At 54.8% G+C, this 16466-nt stretch carries 13 protein-coding genes and 3 tRNA genes; 15 read left to right on the top strand and 1 reads right to left on the bottom strand.

Translation table 11 applies throughout. The annotated features are described in order from the left end of the window. The first annotated feature begins 223 nt into the window (after window positions 1-223). From C8D99_RS14565 to rlmB, 10 genes are all read left to right on the top strand, one after another. Complete coding sequence (locus C8D99_RS14565) at window positions 224-1447, top strand: HD-GYP domain-containing protein (protein ID WP_133959234.1); 1224 nt, start codon at window positions 224-226, stop codon at window positions 1445-1447. A gap of 97 nt (window positions 1448-1544) precedes the next feature. Next, window positions 1545-1631 (top strand) — tRNA-Leu (locus C8D99_RS14560). Between the two features lie 14 nt (window positions 1632-1645). Continuing rightward, a tRNA-Met gene (locus C8D99_RS14555) sits at window positions 1646-1722 on the top strand. 5 nt (window positions 1723-1727) lie between these two features. Next, window positions 1728-1804: transfer RNA gene (locus tag C8D99_RS14550), tRNA-Met, on the top strand. A 59-nt stretch (window positions 1805-1863) separates the two neighbouring features. Continuing rightward, the gene (gene tilS, locus C8D99_RS14545) at window positions 1864-3264 is read left to right on the top strand and encodes a tRNA lysidine(34) synthetase TilS (protein ID WP_133959233.1); all 1401 of its coding nucleotides are present in this window, start codon (window positions 1864-1866) and stop codon (window positions 3262-3264) included. Further along, complete coding sequence (gene hpt, locus C8D99_RS14540; protein WP_133959232.1) at window positions 3254-3808, top strand: hypoxanthine phosphoribosyltransferase; 555 nt, start codon at window positions 3254-3256, stop codon at window positions 3806-3808. Before tilS ends, hpt begins: the two co-directional genes overlap by 11 nt. Window positions 3809-3843: 35 nt before the next feature. Continuing rightward, a complete protein-coding gene (gene ftsH, locus C8D99_RS14535; RefSeq protein WP_133959231.1) occupies window positions 3844-5760 on the top strand; it encodes an ATP-dependent zinc metalloprotease FtsH in 1917 nt (638 codons plus the stop codon). A 90-nt stretch (window positions 5761-5850) separates the two neighbouring features. Beyond that, entirely contained in the window at window positions 5851-7890 is a 2040-nt protein-coding gene (gene uvrB / locus C8D99_RS14530) for an excinuclease ABC subunit UvrB (RefSeq protein ID WP_133959230.1), read from the top strand. After that, the gene (uvrA, locus tag C8D99_RS14525) at window positions 7829-10660 is read left to right on the top strand and encodes an excinuclease ABC subunit UvrA (protein ID WP_133959229.1); all 2832 of its coding nucleotides are present in this window, start codon (window positions 7829-7831) and stop codon (window positions 10658-10660) included. Before uvrB ends, uvrA begins: the two co-directional genes overlap by 62 nt. Continuing rightward, window positions 10653-11489, top strand: coding sequence for a 23S rRNA (guanosine(2251)-2'-O)-methyltransferase RlmB (gene rlmB, locus C8D99_RS14520; RefSeq protein WP_133959228.1), 837 nt, complete (start codon window positions 10653-10655; stop codon window positions 11487-11489). Before uvrA ends, rlmB begins: the two co-directional genes overlap by 8 nt. Window positions 11490-11586: 97 nt before the next feature. Here rlmB and C8D99_RS14515 read toward each other — a convergent pair whose 3' ends face one another. Next, window positions 11587-12564 carry an ornithine cyclodeaminase family protein gene (locus C8D99_RS14515; RefSeq protein ID WP_133959227.1) on the bottom strand — a complete coding sequence of 326 codons (978 nt, stop codon included), beginning with the start codon at window positions 12562-12564 and terminating at the stop codon, window positions 11587-11589. A 418-nt stretch (window positions 12565-12982) separates the two neighbouring features. On the opposite strand from C8D99_RS14515, the gene C8D99_RS14510 reads away from it, so the two are divergent. The 5 genes from C8D99_RS14510 to C8D99_RS14490 are packed head-to-tail and all read left to right on the top strand — an operon-like array spanning window position 12983 to window position 16363. Continuing rightward, the gene (locus C8D99_RS14510) at window positions 12983-13303 is read left to right on the top strand and encodes a (2Fe-2S)-binding protein (RefSeq protein WP_133959226.1); all 321 of its coding nucleotides are present in this window, start codon (window positions 12983-12985) and stop codon (window positions 13301-13303) included. A 10-nt stretch (window positions 13304-13313) separates the two neighbouring features. Then, window positions 13314-14423, top strand: coding sequence for an NAD(P)/FAD-dependent oxidoreductase (locus tag C8D99_RS14505; protein ID WP_133959225.1), 1110 nt, complete (start codon window positions 13314-13316; stop codon window positions 14421-14423). Beyond that, window positions 14416-14922, top strand: coding sequence for a 4Fe-4S dicluster domain-containing protein (locus C8D99_RS14500; protein WP_133959224.1), 507 nt, complete (start codon window positions 14416-14418; stop codon window positions 14920-14922). Before C8D99_RS14505 ends, C8D99_RS14500 begins: the two co-directional genes overlap by 8 nt. Next, window positions 14919-15215, top strand: a complete 297-nt coding sequence (locus tag C8D99_RS14495) for a (2Fe-2S)-binding protein (protein WP_338024515.1) — start codon at window positions 14919-14921, stop codon at window positions 15213-15215. The genes C8D99_RS14500 and C8D99_RS14495 overlap by 4 nt, the downstream gene beginning before the upstream one ends. Continuing rightward, complete coding sequence (locus tag C8D99_RS14490) at window positions 15212-16363, top strand: NAD(P)/FAD-dependent oxidoreductase (RefSeq protein WP_133959223.1); 1152 nt, start codon at window positions 15212-15214, stop codon at window positions 16361-16363. The genes C8D99_RS14495 and C8D99_RS14490 overlap by 4 nt, the downstream gene beginning before the upstream one ends. Window positions 16364-16466 lie beyond the last annotated feature (103 nt).

The raw sequence follows: 16466 nt of genomic DNA, 5'->3' as shown, positions 1-16466 counted from the left end.
TTAAAATGACGCTTTCGTATCCTGGAAGTTATGAACTCCGGAGCAGATGGAGCTCATGAGACGGAGTTTTGAAGGCCAGTCCGACAGGCTCCTAGCATGGTGGTGCGTCAATGTCAATCTAGCAGGAAGGCAGCAGAAAGGCTGAGACTGGGCTGCCGCCCTCCTAATCCCGGAAGAGAGGGAGAGCGGGCGGGTAATTATTATTTTTTCGGAGGTATAGGAAGTGAATTCCGTCAAATTTATACCGGTCGACCTGCTGTTCGATGAAGAAGGTACCATTGCGGCAGACGTGGTTTCCCCTTCGTCGGTGCTGCTCCTCCCAGCCGGCCTCCATCTTCAGTCGCTCAGAAAAACCCACCCCGGAGCACTGAACCTGCTTCGGAACCATGGAATTACGAAAATTCCGGTTAAAAAAGCCGTTTTTTTCACCATTGAGGAATTTCGAAACGTTCTTCGTCGGGTCCAGCCTCCCGTCTCACTTCTGAATCCTCTTGCGGCCCAGGTTGCGGCTCACCAGATGGAAGTGGTGTACTCCCACATCCGAAACAGGGCAGTCCGTGAAAAGGGGATCCGCACACTGATAACTCTCGGGAACACTCTGTGCCGGCAGGTGAAAAAAACTCCCCAGATCACCCTTTCGCTCGGGGAAGATGCGGAACGAAAACAGACCCCCTTCCTGCACGGAATCAATGTTTCTCTGCTCGCAGGCCACATCGCCGGGAGGATTTTCCCGCTGTGGCCCGGATTTACCGAGTCCGTCACGGTTGCAGGACTTCTGCACGACATCGGCAAATCGTTCCTTCTGCCCTTTTCCGATGGGCAGGGCAGGAAAACCTCCGTACCTGACAGGCAGGCAATACATACTCACTCCCTTCTCGGAGAAGCTCTTCTGAGGGATGCCGGGGTCACGGCACAGGATGTACTCTCGGCAGTCCGTTCCCATCACGAATCCTGGGACGGTTCGGGATACCCTGACGGGCTCGTGGGAGAAGCCATTCCCGTTGGGGCTAGAATCGTGGCGGTAGCGAACTTTTTTGAAAACCTTGTCTCTACGTGTGATTCCAGGGGAAAAAAAAGAAGCGACCAGGCCGTATCTTCACTTCTGGCCACTGCAAACGGCCGGTTTGACAAATTTATCGTTCGGGCTCTCCTCGCGTCTGTGGGCCTTTTTCCTCCGGGGGCGGTGGTGGAACTGTCGGACGGTCGCAGGGGAGTCGTACTCGAGTCAAAGGAACGGGATCTGGTTCGCCCGAGAGTCCTGCTTGTGACAGGAGAAGAAAGTGAAAAAGACGCTATTCCGGCAGTGATCGACCTGAAAACGACGGCGAACGTATTTATCCGGCAGGTCTACGATGACTACGGCAAGATGACGGTCCCTCCCCTCAGGAGAGAAGGGCGTTCAAGCGTTTTGTTCCGTAAATACCACGCACCGAGTTCAATGGGATAAAAAATTCATGCTTGGAAGAAAAAGGGGATCCGCAAAAAAAACACCCCTTATCTGCTTGACGAAACAAGGGGGGGTGCACTATAATGCCCTAGTGCTGGCCGGGCTGGCGGAATGGGTAGACGCACGGGACTTAAAATCCTGTGGACGAAGGTCCGTGCGGGTTCGAGTCCCGCGTCCGGCACCAGGAAAGAAAATGATCGCGGGGTGGAGCAGCCAGGAAGCTCGTCGGGCTCATAACCCGAAGGTCGCAGGTTCAAATCCTGCCCCCGCAACCAATTTCGGCGGTGTAGCTCAGATGGCTAGAGCATGCGGTTCATACCCGCAGTGTCACTGGTTCGATTCCAGTCACCGCCACCAATTGAGAAAAACATGAAGGCGGAGATTTTTCTCCGCTTTTTTTCTTTTCGGGAGGTGTCATGGGAAAGATGGAGATAGCCCCCCGTCCCGACATTCCATTCAAATATTCTCTTGCCCGCCTGGAAAAAGAATTTGTCCGCACCGGCAACGCACAGGGCTGGATGCATACGGACACCCCTCTTCTGCTGGCCGTCTCGGGCGGAAGCGACTCCGTGGCGATGCTCTGGCTTTTCTCCTTGTTCCGGAACAAAAACCTGGTCGTTGCCCATCTCGACCACGGTATTCGCGGAGAGGAAGGAAAGGGTGACGCATCATTTGTCGCTTCTCTGTCAGCCCGGTTCGGGGTCAGGTGCATCTGTGAATCCCTTCCTGTTCCCTCCCTTCTTCAAAAAGGCGAATCCCTCGAAGACGGCGCACGAAGAATCAGGTACCGTTTCCTGGAAGAGACCGCAAAGGAGGAGGGCGCCTGGGGCATTGGAGTGGCCCATACGAGCGATGACTCGGCGGAAACATTTCTGCACAACCTGTTCCGCGGTACAGGCGTTCGGGGACTCTCCGGAATTCCCGAGAAACGGGGACCCGTTTTCCGTCCTCTCCTCAAATATTCCAGGGAATTCCTCCGGGAGCTTCTCCGCCTGTACGGCATACCGTGGAGGGAGGACTCCACCAACGAGGATACGGCCTACCTGAGGAACAGAATCAGAAACATGCTCATTCCTCTTGTTGAACGGGAAATAAACAGTTCAGCCAGGAAACATATCCTGGGAGCGGCAGGTGACCTGGCTTTCTTCCGCGGACAGGAAGAAAAGATGCAGGAATCCCTGCTCAATCTCGCATCCGTATCCCTGCCCTTTTGTTCCTATGCCTGCCCGCTCCCGTTCCTGAGACGTCTCGACGCTGAAACAACAGCGGTTTTTCTACGCGGTGCCGGGAGGGCGCTTGGACTGAAAGCTCTCGCAAGGGAAAGAACGGAAAAACTCGCGGAGCTCCTGAATAAGGATGATCCCTGGTGTTTTCAATGGCAGAGCAGTATGTACGTTTTCAGCAGTTTCCCCTTTGTTACCTGGGTTGACCCTGTTATACTTAACGGATTGGATCCTTCAGGAATTACCGTGCCTCTTGAAGGCATCCAAGGTACTTTTGAATGGAATAACTGGCAGTTTTCCTGGAAGAGGGAAAAGCCGGCGGAAGTTTCCGCCGGCTGGATGCAGGCTGTTCTCCCCTGTACCGGCGAAATTCAGCTTTTCTCCCTTTCCGAAATGCAGAATCACCGGGATACCTGGGCACTTCCGTGGGGACGGCACATTTTTCCGGTACTGCGCTCCGGCTCCTTCGAGTGGGTTCCTTTCTGGGGAAGGCGTTCACCTGCCGGCGTAATACCCTCCGGGGAAGAGGTTGTCCGCATTCAGTCAAGGGTTCTTCATATCACTGCTGAAAAGGGGAAAGAATATGGATTATAGGGTTTCAGACATCCTGATTCCGAAAGAGGAAATTGAAAAAAGAGTCGTCGATCTGGGAAAACAGATCGCCAGGGACTACGAGGGGAAGGAGCTCGTTGTCGTCGGCATTCTGAAGGGAGCGGTCGTATTCATGGCCGACCTGGTGCGGAACATCCCGCCTACGGTGAACGTTTCCCTCGATTTTATGGCTGTTTCCTCCTACGGTGACTCCACGAAGACCAGCGGAATCGTCAGGATCGTCAAAGACCTGGACAGCAGCATTAAAGACAAAAATGTCCTCATCGTCGAGGATATAGTTGACACAGGACTGACTCTGTCATATCTTGTCAAGCTGATGCATGAAAGACAGCCAGGAAGCGTCAGGGTGTGCGCCCTCCTCGACAAGGAGGAGCGGCGGAAGGTTCATGTGGATGTGGCCTACAGGGGATTTTCCATTCCCGACGAGTTTGTTGTAGGCTACGGTCTTGATTACGCGGGCAAATGGAGGAATCTCCCCTCCGTTCACGTTGTTGAGGTTACAGGGGAATCGAGAACAGAAGTTTAAAAAAATTTCTACCTTAGTCAGGAGGCGGCGATAATTTGGGCCGATTGGTAAAAAATCTCGGGTTGTATCTTATTCTTATAGTGCTCGTTGTGAGCCTCGTGAACGTTTTTCTTTCTCCCACCCAGGGTCCCCAGCAAATCCAGGAGATCGGGTACAGCACATTCCTTTCGGAAGTCTCCTCAGGGAGAATCACGTCCGTCACCGTCCGGGAAAATTCCATCAAGGGAAAGTTCACCGACGGCAGGGAATTCGTTAGCTATGTAGTCGGCATAGGGGATCTGGCCAAGGAAGTCGCCCAGAAAGGAGTAAACGTGGAGGTGGAACCTCCGCAGAAGACTCCATGGTGGGCTAACATGCTTTCTTCCCTGTTCCCGACGCTGCTGCTCATTGGTGTCTGGATCTTCTTCCTCTACAACATGCAGGGCGGCGGCGGCAAGGTGATGAACTTTGCGAAAAGCAAGGCCAAGCTCTTTCTCGACAACCGACCGAAGGTGACCTTCAACGATGTCGCCGGATGCGAGGAATCAAAGGAAGAACTCTCCGAGGTCGTGTACTACCTCAAGGATCCCAGCAGGTTCACAGCCCTCGGGGCAAAGGTTCCCAGGGGCATCCTTCTCCTTGGACCCCCGGGAACGGGAAAAACCCTTCTTGCCCGGGCAGCGGCGGGGGAGGCCGATGTCCCCTTCTTCAGCGTCAGCGGTTCGGACTTCGTCGAGATGTTCGTTGGTGTGGGTGCAGCAAGGGTTCGGGATCTCTTTGAACAGGCCCGGAAATACCAGCCGTGCATTATTTTCATCGATGAGATGGATGCCGTTGGAAGGCAGCGCGGCGCCGGTCTCGGCGGAGGCCACGACGAACGGGAGCAGACGCTGAACCAGCTTCTCGTCGAGCTTGACGGGTTTGACGAATCCACGGGCATTATTCTCATCGCGGCCACGAACAGGCCCGACATCCTCGACCCGGCCCTTCTCCGTCCGGGAAGGTTCGACCGCCACATCGTCGTCGACCGTCCGGACGTCAAGGGACGGGAAGCTATTCTCGAGGTTCATGTCCGGGAAAAGAAGCTCGCTTCCGATGTGGACCTTGAAGTCCTCGCACGCAGGACACCCGGTTTTGTGGGCGCCGACCTTGCGAACCTCGTGAACGAGGCAGCTCTGCTCTCGGCAAGGAACGGAGACAAAGAAATCACCATGAAGAACTTCGAGGAAGGAATCGACAGGGTCATCGCCGGTCCCGAGCGCAAGAGCCGCCTCGTGAGCGACAAAGAAAAGAAGATCATCGCGTACCACGAAACCGGGCACGCCCTTGTAGCAAAACTGATACCGTCCTGCGACCCGGTGCACAAGATTTCCATCATTCCGAGAGGTAACATGGCTCTCGGGTACACTCTTCAGCTTCCGGAGGAGGATCGTTTCCTCATGTCCCGCTCCGGCCTCCTTGACAAGATCTGCGTTCTTCTCGGGGGAAGAGTGGCAGAAGAGCTTCAGTTCGGGGACGTCACCACAGGCGCGAGCAACGACCTGGAACGGGCCACGCAGATTGCCAGGCAAATGGTCACCGAATTCGGAATGAGTGAGAAACTCGGGCTCGTCAAGCTCGGTCACAAGCACCAGGAGGTGTTCCTCGGCAGGGACATCGGAGAGGACCGGAACTACAGCGACGAAGTGGCCTATGCCATAGACCAGGAAGTGAAGAAGATCATCGATTCCTGCTATGGCAGAGTCCATCATCTGCTGGCTGAAAACGCAGAAGAGATGACGATGGTCGCCCAGGTACTTCTTGAAAAGGAAGTCATTGAAGGAAAGGAACTGACCCTTCTGCTCGGCATGGAAGAAAAAGAAGAAAAGACCCCTTCACCGGCAGAAGAGGTTAAAGAAGGGCGAAAAACTCCGGAAGAGACGGCGGAAGAAAGCCGAAGCCCGAACATCCTTGGAGAAGCTCCTGCAGATTAGCTTCGGCAGGAAAAGGCAAAAAGAGGAGCCGGGAGTTTTCCCGGTTCCCTTTTTCTTTTCAGGCTCAGCGGGAGGGGGACCGGAACGTGAATGAAAACTGAAGACAGGAAATTCCACCTGGTTTCGGACTGGGCTCCTTCAGGTGACCAGCCTGAGGCCATACGCCGGCTTTCCGCCGGTATCGCGGAAAACAGACGTTTCCAGACTCTTCTCGGGGTAACCGGAAGCGGAAAAACCTTCACGGTTGCCAACGTGATCGCCCATGCGTGCAGGCCCGTTCTGGTGCTCGCCCACAACAAAACTCTTGCGGCCCAGCTTTACAGTGAATTCAAGGGTTTTTTCCCCCATAATGCTGTTCATTACTTCGTCAGCTACTACGACTATTACCAGCCGGAAGCCTATGTCCCGGCGACAGATACCTACATAGAGAAAGACGCTTCGGTCAACGACAGGATAGAACGGCTTCGGCTGGCAGCAACCAAGGCGCTGATCGAACGGCGGGATGTCATCGTCGTTGCAAGCGTCTCCTGTATCTACGGACTCGGTCGGAAGGAAACCTACGAAAAGGTCATTTTTCCCTTCTCCGTTGGGGACCGGTGGGAACGTCGGGCTTTCATGGAAAAACTACTGGAAAACTACTACGAGAGAAACGACTTCGTGGTGGAACATGGCAGTTTCCGCGCCAGGGGAGACATCATCGAAATTTTTCCCGCCTACGGAGAGACGGCTCTCCGGATATGTTTTTTCGACGACGAAATAGAAAGAATAGATGAGTTTGATCCCGTTTCGGGAAAGGTAAAGGAAAGTCTTGCTCACGCTTCAATTTTCCCGGCCCAGCATTACGTCACCGACAGGGATGCCATCGACCGGTCCATCGAGCCCATTCGTTCCGAATTGGAAGAACAGGCTTCCGCATTCGAAAAACAGGGCAAGTTTCTCGAAGCGCAGCGCATCAGGATGAGAACCCAGTACGACATGGAAATGCTTATGGAAACGGGATACTGCTCGGGAATTGAGAATTACTCGAGGTATCTGGACGGCAGGAATCCGGGAGAACCTCCAGGAACACTGCTTGATTTCTTTCCCTCCGATTTCCTTCTTGTGGTGGATGAATCCCACATAACCCTTCCCCAGGTCAGGGGAATGTTCAACGGTGACCGCGCCCGGAAGCTGACCCTGGTGGAAAACGGGTTCCGCCTTCCTTCCTGCCTTGACAACAGACCGCTGGAATGGGCCGAATTCGAGAAATATATGAGACAGGCCGTTTTCGTCACCGCCACCCCCGGCGACTACGAGTTCAGGGTATCCGACAATGTGGTGGAGCAGCTCATCCGTCCCACCGGCGTCCTCGACCCCGAAGTGGAGATCCTTCCTGCAAGCGGCCAGGTGGACGATCTCATCGGGCGGCTCAGGGAGATTGCCTCCAGAGGAGAAAGAGCCCTGGTAACCACCCTGACGAAAAAATCATCGGAAGACCTTGCGGAGTACCTTGCCGACCTTCAGTTCAAGGTCAAGTACATTCACTCTGAACTCAACACCTTCGAAAGGGCGGAACTCATCCGGGATCTCAGGAACGGAGACATTTCAGTCCTCGTGGGAATCAACCTTCTCCGCGAGGGAATGGACCTTCCGGAGGTTTCCCTTGTTGCCATTCTCGATGCCGACAGGGAGGGCTTTCTCCGTTCCGAGCGCTCCCTCATCCAGATGATGGGCAGGGCGGCGAGAAATACAGCGGGAAAGGTTATACTCTACGCTGACGACATCACCGACAGCATCCGGAACGCTACCGCCGAGACCGCACGGAGAAGGGCGCTGCAGACGAAGTACAATGAAGACCATGGGATAACGCCGGCTTCGATCAGGAAAGACGTCATATCCCTCCTGCCCGAAGAGCTCATGGCCGACGCAGGTTCAGGATATCTCCGAAAAAAGGAAAAGGATACCCTGGAAGGTTTTTCTCCGGCAGAACTTGAAAAGATGATGTGGCAGGCCGTTGAACGGCTTGATTTCGAGAAGGCGGCCCGGCTCAGGGACACGCTCGCTTCTCTGGAAGGGAAGGAATTGAACCGTGTTGCAATGGATTCAAATCAAAGGAGCAAGAGAACACAATCTAAAAAACATCGACGTTGATATCCCGAAAAACAAGCTTGTGGTCATCACAGGCCCTTCGGGATCAGGCAAGTCGTCCCTCGCCTTCGACACTCTCTACGCCGAGGGACAGCGCAGGTATGTCGAATCTCTTTCCGTTTACGCAAGACAGTTTCTTGGTATCCAGAACAAACCGGATGTGGACGACATTTCGGGGCTCTCTCCGGCCATTTCCATCGAACAGAAGGGGGTGTCCCACAACCCCCGTTCCATCGTCGGAACCGTCACGGAAATTTACGACTTTCTCCGCCTGATTTTCGCCAGGGTGGGCAAACCCCATTGTCCCTCATGCGGAAAGGAAGTCATGCGTTATTCTCTCGATGAAATTGTGGACATCCTCTTCCGCAGTTTTCCGGAGGAGAGGGTTGAAATTCTCGCTCCCCTGGTGAGGGGCAAAAAAGGAGAATACAGAAACCTGCTTTCCCAGACCCGGGACAAGGGCTTTCTTCGTGTCAGGGTCGACGGCGCCGTTCTCTGGTTGGAAGAAGAAATCTCCCTCGACAAGAACAGGCGCCATACCATCGAGGTCATAGTCGACAGGCTTCGGATTCAGGAAGACAGGCGGGGCAGAATTGCCGAAGCCGTGGAGAATGCACTCTCCCTCAGCGGAGGTTACGTGGTGGCCGTTCCTGAAACGGGAGAGGAAAAACTGCTCACGGAAAATTACACATGCCCTTCCTGCGACATTTCACTGCCCGAAATCGAACCAAGGCTTTTTTCCTTCAACAACCCCTACGGGGCCTGCCCGGACTGTTCCGGAATAGGAAGCCACCAGTTCTTTTCGGAAGATCTGGCCATCGATCCTGAAAGATCCCTCTCCGAAGGGGCTATTCTTCCATGGAAGAAAAAACATTACATGCTGACAAAACTGGAAAAGTTCGCGGCGAAAAAGGGATGGGATCTCTCGGGAGTCTACGGCAAGCTCCCGGGGAATATAAAAGAGTTTATTCTCAGGGGATCGGATGAACGCATTCCCCTGATGTTCCGTGACGGCGGAGAAGAGCGTTCCTACATGGGGCGCTACGAAGGACTCATCCCATGGCTTGACGCCAGGTGGAAGGAGACTGAATCCGAAGCCGTCATCGAGGAGCTGGCTACATACCGGGTGGACGACGAGTGCAAAACCTGCGGGGGACTGAGGCTCAAACCTGAAGCGCTGAGTGTGAAAGTCCGGAACTACGGCATTGGGGATTTTGTTTCCATGCCCATCGACGAACTGTGTCATATCCTCGAAAACATCTCTTTTTCATCCGGCGAGGAGCACATCGTGCACCAGGTCCTTCTCGAAACGAGAAAACGGCTCAATTTCCTCACCGACGTGGGAGTGGGCTACCTCTCCCTTATTCGGAGAGCCGACACGCTCAGCGGGGGAGAAAGCCAGCGAATCCGGCTTGCCACTCAGATAGGATCGAAACTGAGCGGTGTCCTGTACGTGCTGGACGAACCTACCATCGGCCTTCATTCAAGGGATACCGAGAAGCTCGTCAGGACCCTGGAATCAATCCGCGACCTCGGCAACACCGTCGTGGTGGTTGAACATGACAGGGAAACCATGATGGCCGCGGACTCGATCATCGAGATGGGGCCGGGGGCGGGTGACGGAGGAGGAAATATCGTTTTCTCCGGGGAGTATGAAGAGGCGTTCCGGTCGCCTTTCCTGACAGGCCCTTACCTGCGGGGAGAATGCAACGGCATCGTCCGGCCGAAGGAGAGAAGGAGACCCAAAGGCAGCCTGACGGTAAAAGGAGCCCGGCACAACAATCTGAAAGGCATCGATGTGGAGTTTCCCACGGGGCTCTTCATCACCGTAACAGGCGTTTCAGGGTCGGGAAAGAGCAGCCTCATCCATGACGTGCTCTACAAGGGGATGAGGCGGTACCTGGACAGGGATTTCCGCGAGCGGGCGGGAAACCACAAAAACATCGACGGGTGGGAAAATTTCCGGAACATCATCCTAGTGGACCAGAGCCCCATCGGAAGGACTCCCCGATCGAACCCGGCCACCTACACGGGACTGTTCACCCTCATCCGGGAGCTCTTTGCGGAGCTCCCCGAAGCGAAGCTGAGGGGATATCTCCCCGGCAGATTCAGCTTCAACGTGAGGGGAGGGCGGTGCGAAGCGTGCGGCGGCGGCGGGTCCACCAAGGTTTCCATGCTCTTTCTTCCCGACGTGTACGTGCCCTGCGAGGTCTGCGGCGGCAAAAGATACAACAGGGAAACCCTCGAGGTGAAGTTCAAGGGGAAATCCATCTCCGATGTACTGGACATGACGGTGGATGAGGCCCTGCAGTTCTTCAGGGACATTCCGAGAATTGCCTCCAAGCTGAACCTCATTGCCGAAGCGGGACTCGGATATATCCGGCTCGGGCAGTCGGCCCTCACCCTCAGCGGAGGGGAGGCCCAGAGAGTGAAATTGTCCAAGGAACTGAGCAAGAAATTTTCTGGACCGACCCTGTACCTTCTTGATGAACCGACCACCGGCCTTTATTACACGGACGTGGAAAAACTCCTGGTCATCGTGAACAAGATCGTTGACCAGGGAAACACGGTCATTCTCATCGAACACAACCTGGACGTTCTGATGTCCGCAGATTATATTATCGACCTCGGCCCGGAGGGAGGAAACGGAGGAGGGCGGCTCGTCGCGGCAGGCACACCGGAAGATCTCATGCACTCTTCCAAGGGGTATACAGCCCGGTTTCTCCGGGAGTATTCCGATCAAATCAGCGAAAGGATGAAGAAAAGTGGATAGAATAGAAAGAAAAGATGGGAAAAGACCCGCAGGCAGGAGGTTCGGAAAAGAAACCGGTTCCGCCGCACCCCGTTTTGAAAAAAAGAGAAGCGAAGACCTCAACTGGGGGAGGCAGGTCGTACTCCAGCTTTTAAAAGAGTCTCCCGACAGGGTTCAGAAAGTTTTCCTCGGGAAGAATGTGAGCGATTCCTTTTCCCGGCAGGTGAAAACCCTGGCGGAAAAAGGAGGTGTGGTGGTTCAGGTCGTCACACCCGAGGTTCTTTCCGAGATTTGCGGGCCGGTGAATCACCAGGGTGTCGCCTGCCGAAGCAGTGAGGTTTCCATGGCCGATCTCGGGGATTTCTTCTCTTCCCTCCCTTCCGCCGGCCCTCTCCTCGTGGTCGTCCTCGACCACGTCCAGGATCCTCATAACCTCGGCGCCGTAGCCCGCACTGCTGAAGCGTGCGGTGCGAAAGGAGTTCTCTTTCCCAAGCGCAGGGGAGCCCTCCCCGGGGGCACTGTGGTCAAGGTCAGCGCCGGCGCTGCACTGCGCCTGCCCATGGTGGGGATAAACAATGTCTCCCAGACGGTAAAAGAGCTCCAGGAGGCCGGCTTCTGGACCATCGGTCTTGATAACAGGGCCGGCCGTTCCCTCTGGTCCGAGCCCATGCCGGAAAGAACCGCCCTTATAGTGGGTGCCGAAGGTGAAGGCCTGTCCAGGCTCGTATCCGATACCTGCGACGAAATCGTCCGAATCCCCCTTACGGGAGAAACCGGCTCTTTGAACGCAAGCGTTGCGTGTGCCGTGGGAATGTTCGAATGGGCAAGGAAATGGGGGCCCCAGTCCTGAAAAAATCATTCGATGCCGCAGCGGTTCACTGAACTCCTTCAAGACGGGGAACGGCCGCCGGTTCAGGGGCGGGCGTTCCCCGGTCATTCGGCACGTACTACAGATCGAAATCGATTCCGTTTCCGGTCATTTTTCCCCTCTCAAGCAAGGTTTTCGCAGCATAAAGATCAAACACCGAAAGCCCGACGGATTTGAAAAAGACAGTGCCGGTGCCTGCTGTTTCCTTCTTCCCGGCAAGAAGGAGATCAGAAAGTGGACGGATGATTTCTTTCGAAAATACTCCCCTGGAAAGGGGGTTGATGAGGTCTCCCGTTTCCGAAAGGGCATGCTCAGTATCCACATAAACCTGCTCCGCTTCCGCGAAAAGGGCATCGGGATATTCCCGAATCTCCGGAGTATAGGAACCGATGCCGATGATGCATTTCCCTCCCGAAAAGAGACGCCTGTCATCAGGAAAAACCGGCTGTTTCGCCGTTGTGGCGGTAATGATCACATCGGAAGCAAGAGCAAGCTCCGCGGCATCTCTGCAGGGCAACACGCTGATTTCGGGCAGATCTTTTCCGAGCCTTTCAGCAGTCCTTTCCGCACTCTCCGGGACGGCATCATAGATTCGAACCTCTGAAAAGGATCGGGCCTCGCAGGCGAAACGGACCTGCCAGTATCCCTGGACACCCGCTCCGGCTAGGCCAAGGGACCGCACATCCTTTCCCGCAAGGGCGCGTACAGCGGCCCCTCCCACCGAACCCGTTCTCAGGGCCGTCAGCGTTCTCCCGTCAAAAAGCGCAAGAGGAGTCCCGTCCGCCCCGTCGAAAAGGAGTACCAGCCCGTTCAGAAAAGGCCGTGAGCGTACAGGGTTGTCGGGAAAAATCGTGAGAGCTTTCAGCCCCCAGAGATCATCCGCAAGACAGGGCATGAGCAGGAGAGAATTCTTTCCTCTGTTGACAGCGGTTCTCAGGGGTACTGTTATGGATCCGTCCTTCTCCCGGCCGGCCGCTTTCATGGCCTCTTCTGCGGCATCCATCAACCCGGGAAAAGAGAAACAGGAAAGCATGTGGCCGCTGTTCATAAGAAACATACCCGATCACCTCTTTCAAAAAAATCATCGTACTCTCGGGAAAAACTGCTTCTATTCTATTTCAAATTTTCCTCCGGAGCAAAAAAACCGACCTTTTGCAGAAAAAACCCTGTTCACGAAAAAGCCTTACGAACCATTTGTGAAAAAGTTGAATGTGCCCAAAATTTCAACATATCCTTGACAAATTGGGATTCCCGGAACACAATTGAACACACAAAAGCATTCTCCGTGACCCATTTTCTCCGGAGGGGATAGTGCTGCCCATCACTTCATGTCCTTCAAAAACAGCCATTTGTGCTCCTGATTCCAATAGTTTTTCCGCAACAGGCCATGTACCGTGTTGTGAAATCGAGTCATGCTTGGAAGGAGGAAAACAGGCTTGGATGAGAAAAGTAATCCGGGAGGAGGCCGCGGGACCATGGATTTGATCGAGGAACATCCGATCCTTGATTTCCCTAGGGGAGAAAAGGTACGTTTTTTCTTCGACGGAAGGGAAATGGAAGGATATGAAGGGGAGCCCATCGCCATGGCCCTTCATGCGAACAGGGTTAGAGTCTACCGAGAAACGGCTGAAATGCACAGACCCCGGGGTTTTTTCTGCGCCATCGGAAAATGCAGCAGCTGTTTCATGGTGGTGGACGGTGTTCCGAACGTCAGGACATGCATAACTCCCCTAAAACCAGGCATGAAGGTGGAAACCCAGCACGGCAAGGGCTTCGTACCCGAGACAGCGGAATGAGGATGAGGCCATGAAAACTCTCTCGACAGAAATTCTCGTTATCGGCGGAGGAGCGGCGGGCCTCAGCGCGGCAGCAGAAGCGGCGGCGGCAGGTGCAAAAGTCATGGTGGCGGAAAGCGATCTTCATCTGGGAGGACAGCTCGTAAAACAGACCCATAAATTCTTCGGCAGCAAGGACGAATATGCGGGAACCAGGGGGTTCAAAATCGCGAACATCCTTTTGAACGAAATTGATTCCTGCAGGGAAAACGTTGAAATCCACACCAATACCACCATCACAGGCTTCTATTCAGAAGACGGCACCTTCACCGCCATGCGGGGAGAAGAAAAATACTTCCATATCAAAGCTAAAAAAACAATAGTGGCTACAGGCGCCCAGGAACGGCTCATTCCGTTTCCAAACAATGACCTTCCCGGCGTTTACGGTGCAGGAGCCGTTCAGACCCTTATGAACGTCTACGGGGTTGTTCCCGGGAAACGGGTTCTCATGGTCGGAGCGGGCAATATCGGCCTTATTGTGAGTTATCAGCTCATGCAGGCAGGCGTTGAAGTCGCCGCCGTTGTCGAAGCCGCACCCCGGGTTGGCGGCTACTGGGTCCACGCAGCAAAAATCCGTCGGATGGGCGTCCCCATCCTTCTGCGCCACTCCATCAGAAAAGCCGTGGGGGAGCAGGTCATCACGGGAGCGTACATCACGGCACTCAATGACCGTTTCGAGCCGGTGGGAGAAAAAAAGTACGTGGACTGTGACATCATCTGCATAGCTGTCGGTCTCTCCCCGACCACGGAGATTCTCTCCCAGGCCGGATGCAAAATGATGTATGTTCCCCAGTTGTGCGGCCTTGTTGCACAGCGGGACAGAACGATGAAAACCTCCAACCCCGATTTTTTCACCGCAGGTGACGCAAGCGGCATCGAAGAGGCAAGCGCCGCCATGGTCGAAGGGAGAATAGCCGGCCTTTCGGCGGCTTCAGATCTTGGATACCCCACCGAACACGGTAAGCTTGACGAATATTGGGGACGTCTCCAGGCTCTCAGGTCAGGAGAGGCAGGGGCACGTATATGCCAGGGACTCGAATGCGTGCTTGTCAACAGATGGGAGGATGTTTCCAATGGCTGACGCTCTCGACCTCTTCAACAGCGGTGTCCTCACCGGCGAACGGGAAGGTGCCGTCCTGCCGGACCGCAAACTCTGGGAATCGAAAAAAGGAGGAGTCGTAATCGTCGAATGTCCCCAGCGCATTCCCTGCAATCCGTGCCATACCAGCTGTCCTACCGGAGCGATCCGTCCCTTTGCCGACATCAACGACACCCCGACGGTTGATCATTCGCTGTGCACTGGATGCACCCTCTGTGTAGCATCCTGTCCGGGTCTGGCGTGCTTCGTTATCGATCTCACTTTTTCCGAAGACAAAGCTCTTTTCAAACTTCCCTACGAGATGCTGCCCCTTCCGGAAAAGGGGCAGAAAGTCCAGTGCCTGAACCGAATAGGGGAATGCATTGCGGAAGGCACCGTGGAAAACGTGACACAACCCAAAAAGGACAGGACCTATGTCATCCATGTTTCGGCTCCAAAAGAAGTAGTGGACGAATTCCGGACAATCAGGGCGGTGAAATGACCATGCAGAAGGAACATCCGGGATCTGAAGAGATTTACGTATGCCGCTGCGAGGAAGTTACCCTCGAGGAGATCCACGAGTGGATCGACAGGGGATATGACTCCGTGGAAGAACTCAAGAGGGTTCTCCGGGTCGGCATGGGCCCATGCCAGGGCAGAGGCTGCCAGGATATCCTCATGAGAGAGATTGCGAAAAAAACGGGAAAGTCAATCACCGAAGTAGAACCGGCAACCGTTCGACCTCCTGCAAAACCAATCAGGATCGGTTTGCTCGCAGAGGAGGGTGAAGAATGATGGAATGGAAGAACACCGCCGACGTTGTCATCATAGGTGGCGGAATTATCGGCGTATCTACAGCCTATTATCTTGCCCTGAACGGCGTGAAAGACATCGTTCTCATAGAAAAGGGCACCATCTGCGGTGGTTCCACCGGTCGATGCGGGGCAGGAATACGGGCACAATGGGGAACGGAAATGAACTGCCGCCTCGGCATTGCCGCCCTTGACATTTTCGAGCAGCTTGACCAGGAGCTGGGGATGTCGGTCGGGCTCAATCAGGGCGGCTACCTGCTCGTGGCCTATAACGAAAAAGAACTGGAGACCCTCAGGAAGGGAATGGAACTCCAGAACTCCCTTGGGATCAAGTCGCGGCAGATAAACCTGCAGGAAGCCAGAGGAATCTGCCCGGGACTTGCCGCCGACGACGCCGTAGGTTTCTTTTTCCATGGAAGGGACGGTCACGCGGACCCCTTCCTTACAACCTTCGCCTACCTTGAAGCGGCAAAGCGTCTCGGCGTCACCTGCCACAGGCATACCACATGCACCGGCATTCTCGTGGAAAACAACGTGGTCCGGGGTGTTGAAACCGACAGGGGCACACTCCATGCCCCCGTGGTGATAAACTGCGCAGGCGCCTACGCCCAGTTCATCGCCCGCATGGCGGGGATTGAAATCCCCAACTGGGCGGAACGGCATGAAATCATGATCACCGAGCCCGTTGCTCCGGGAGTCTGCCCATGTATGCTCATGAGCTTCTCCGGCAATTACTATATCCAGCAGAGGCCTCACGGTTCCATAATCTGCGGCATGAGCCCCGCCGGACACCCGGAAGATTTTGAAAACAAGAGCACCTGGCAGTTCATCGAGGAAATGTCGAAAACCCTGGTCAGGCTACTGCCGCGAACCAGGGGGATCAGGATAGCCCGCCAGTGGTCCGGAATGTACGACATGACTCCGGATGCCCAGCCTATCATTGGTGAAACTGACGTGAAAAATTTCTACCATTCGACGGGATATTCGGGACACGGCTTCATGCTGGCTCCCGTAGCGGGCAAAATTCTAGCCCAGCACATCACCGGGAAAAAACCGGACATTGATTTTTCCATGCTCGACTACAGGCGGTTTGCCAGAGGCGAACACATCAGGGAGTCGAACGTCGTCTAGTTTTTTTCAAAGGAGTGTTGACCTTGAAATTACTGAAGACGTACCTGGACCGGTGCGTGCAGTGCGGAGCGTGCATGAGCGCCTGTTCGAAGGCGTGGTCGAA

The sequence above is a fragment of the Aminivibrio pyruvatiphilus genome, from assembly GCF_004366815.1.
In the GTDB taxonomy this organism is placed as follows: domain Bacteria; phylum Synergistota; class Synergistia; order Synergistales; family Aminobacteriaceae; genus Aminivibrio; species Aminivibrio pyruvatiphilus.
The sequence above is the reverse complement of the archived record's forward strand: the minus strand, read 5'-3'. Positions and strand labels throughout refer to the sequence as shown.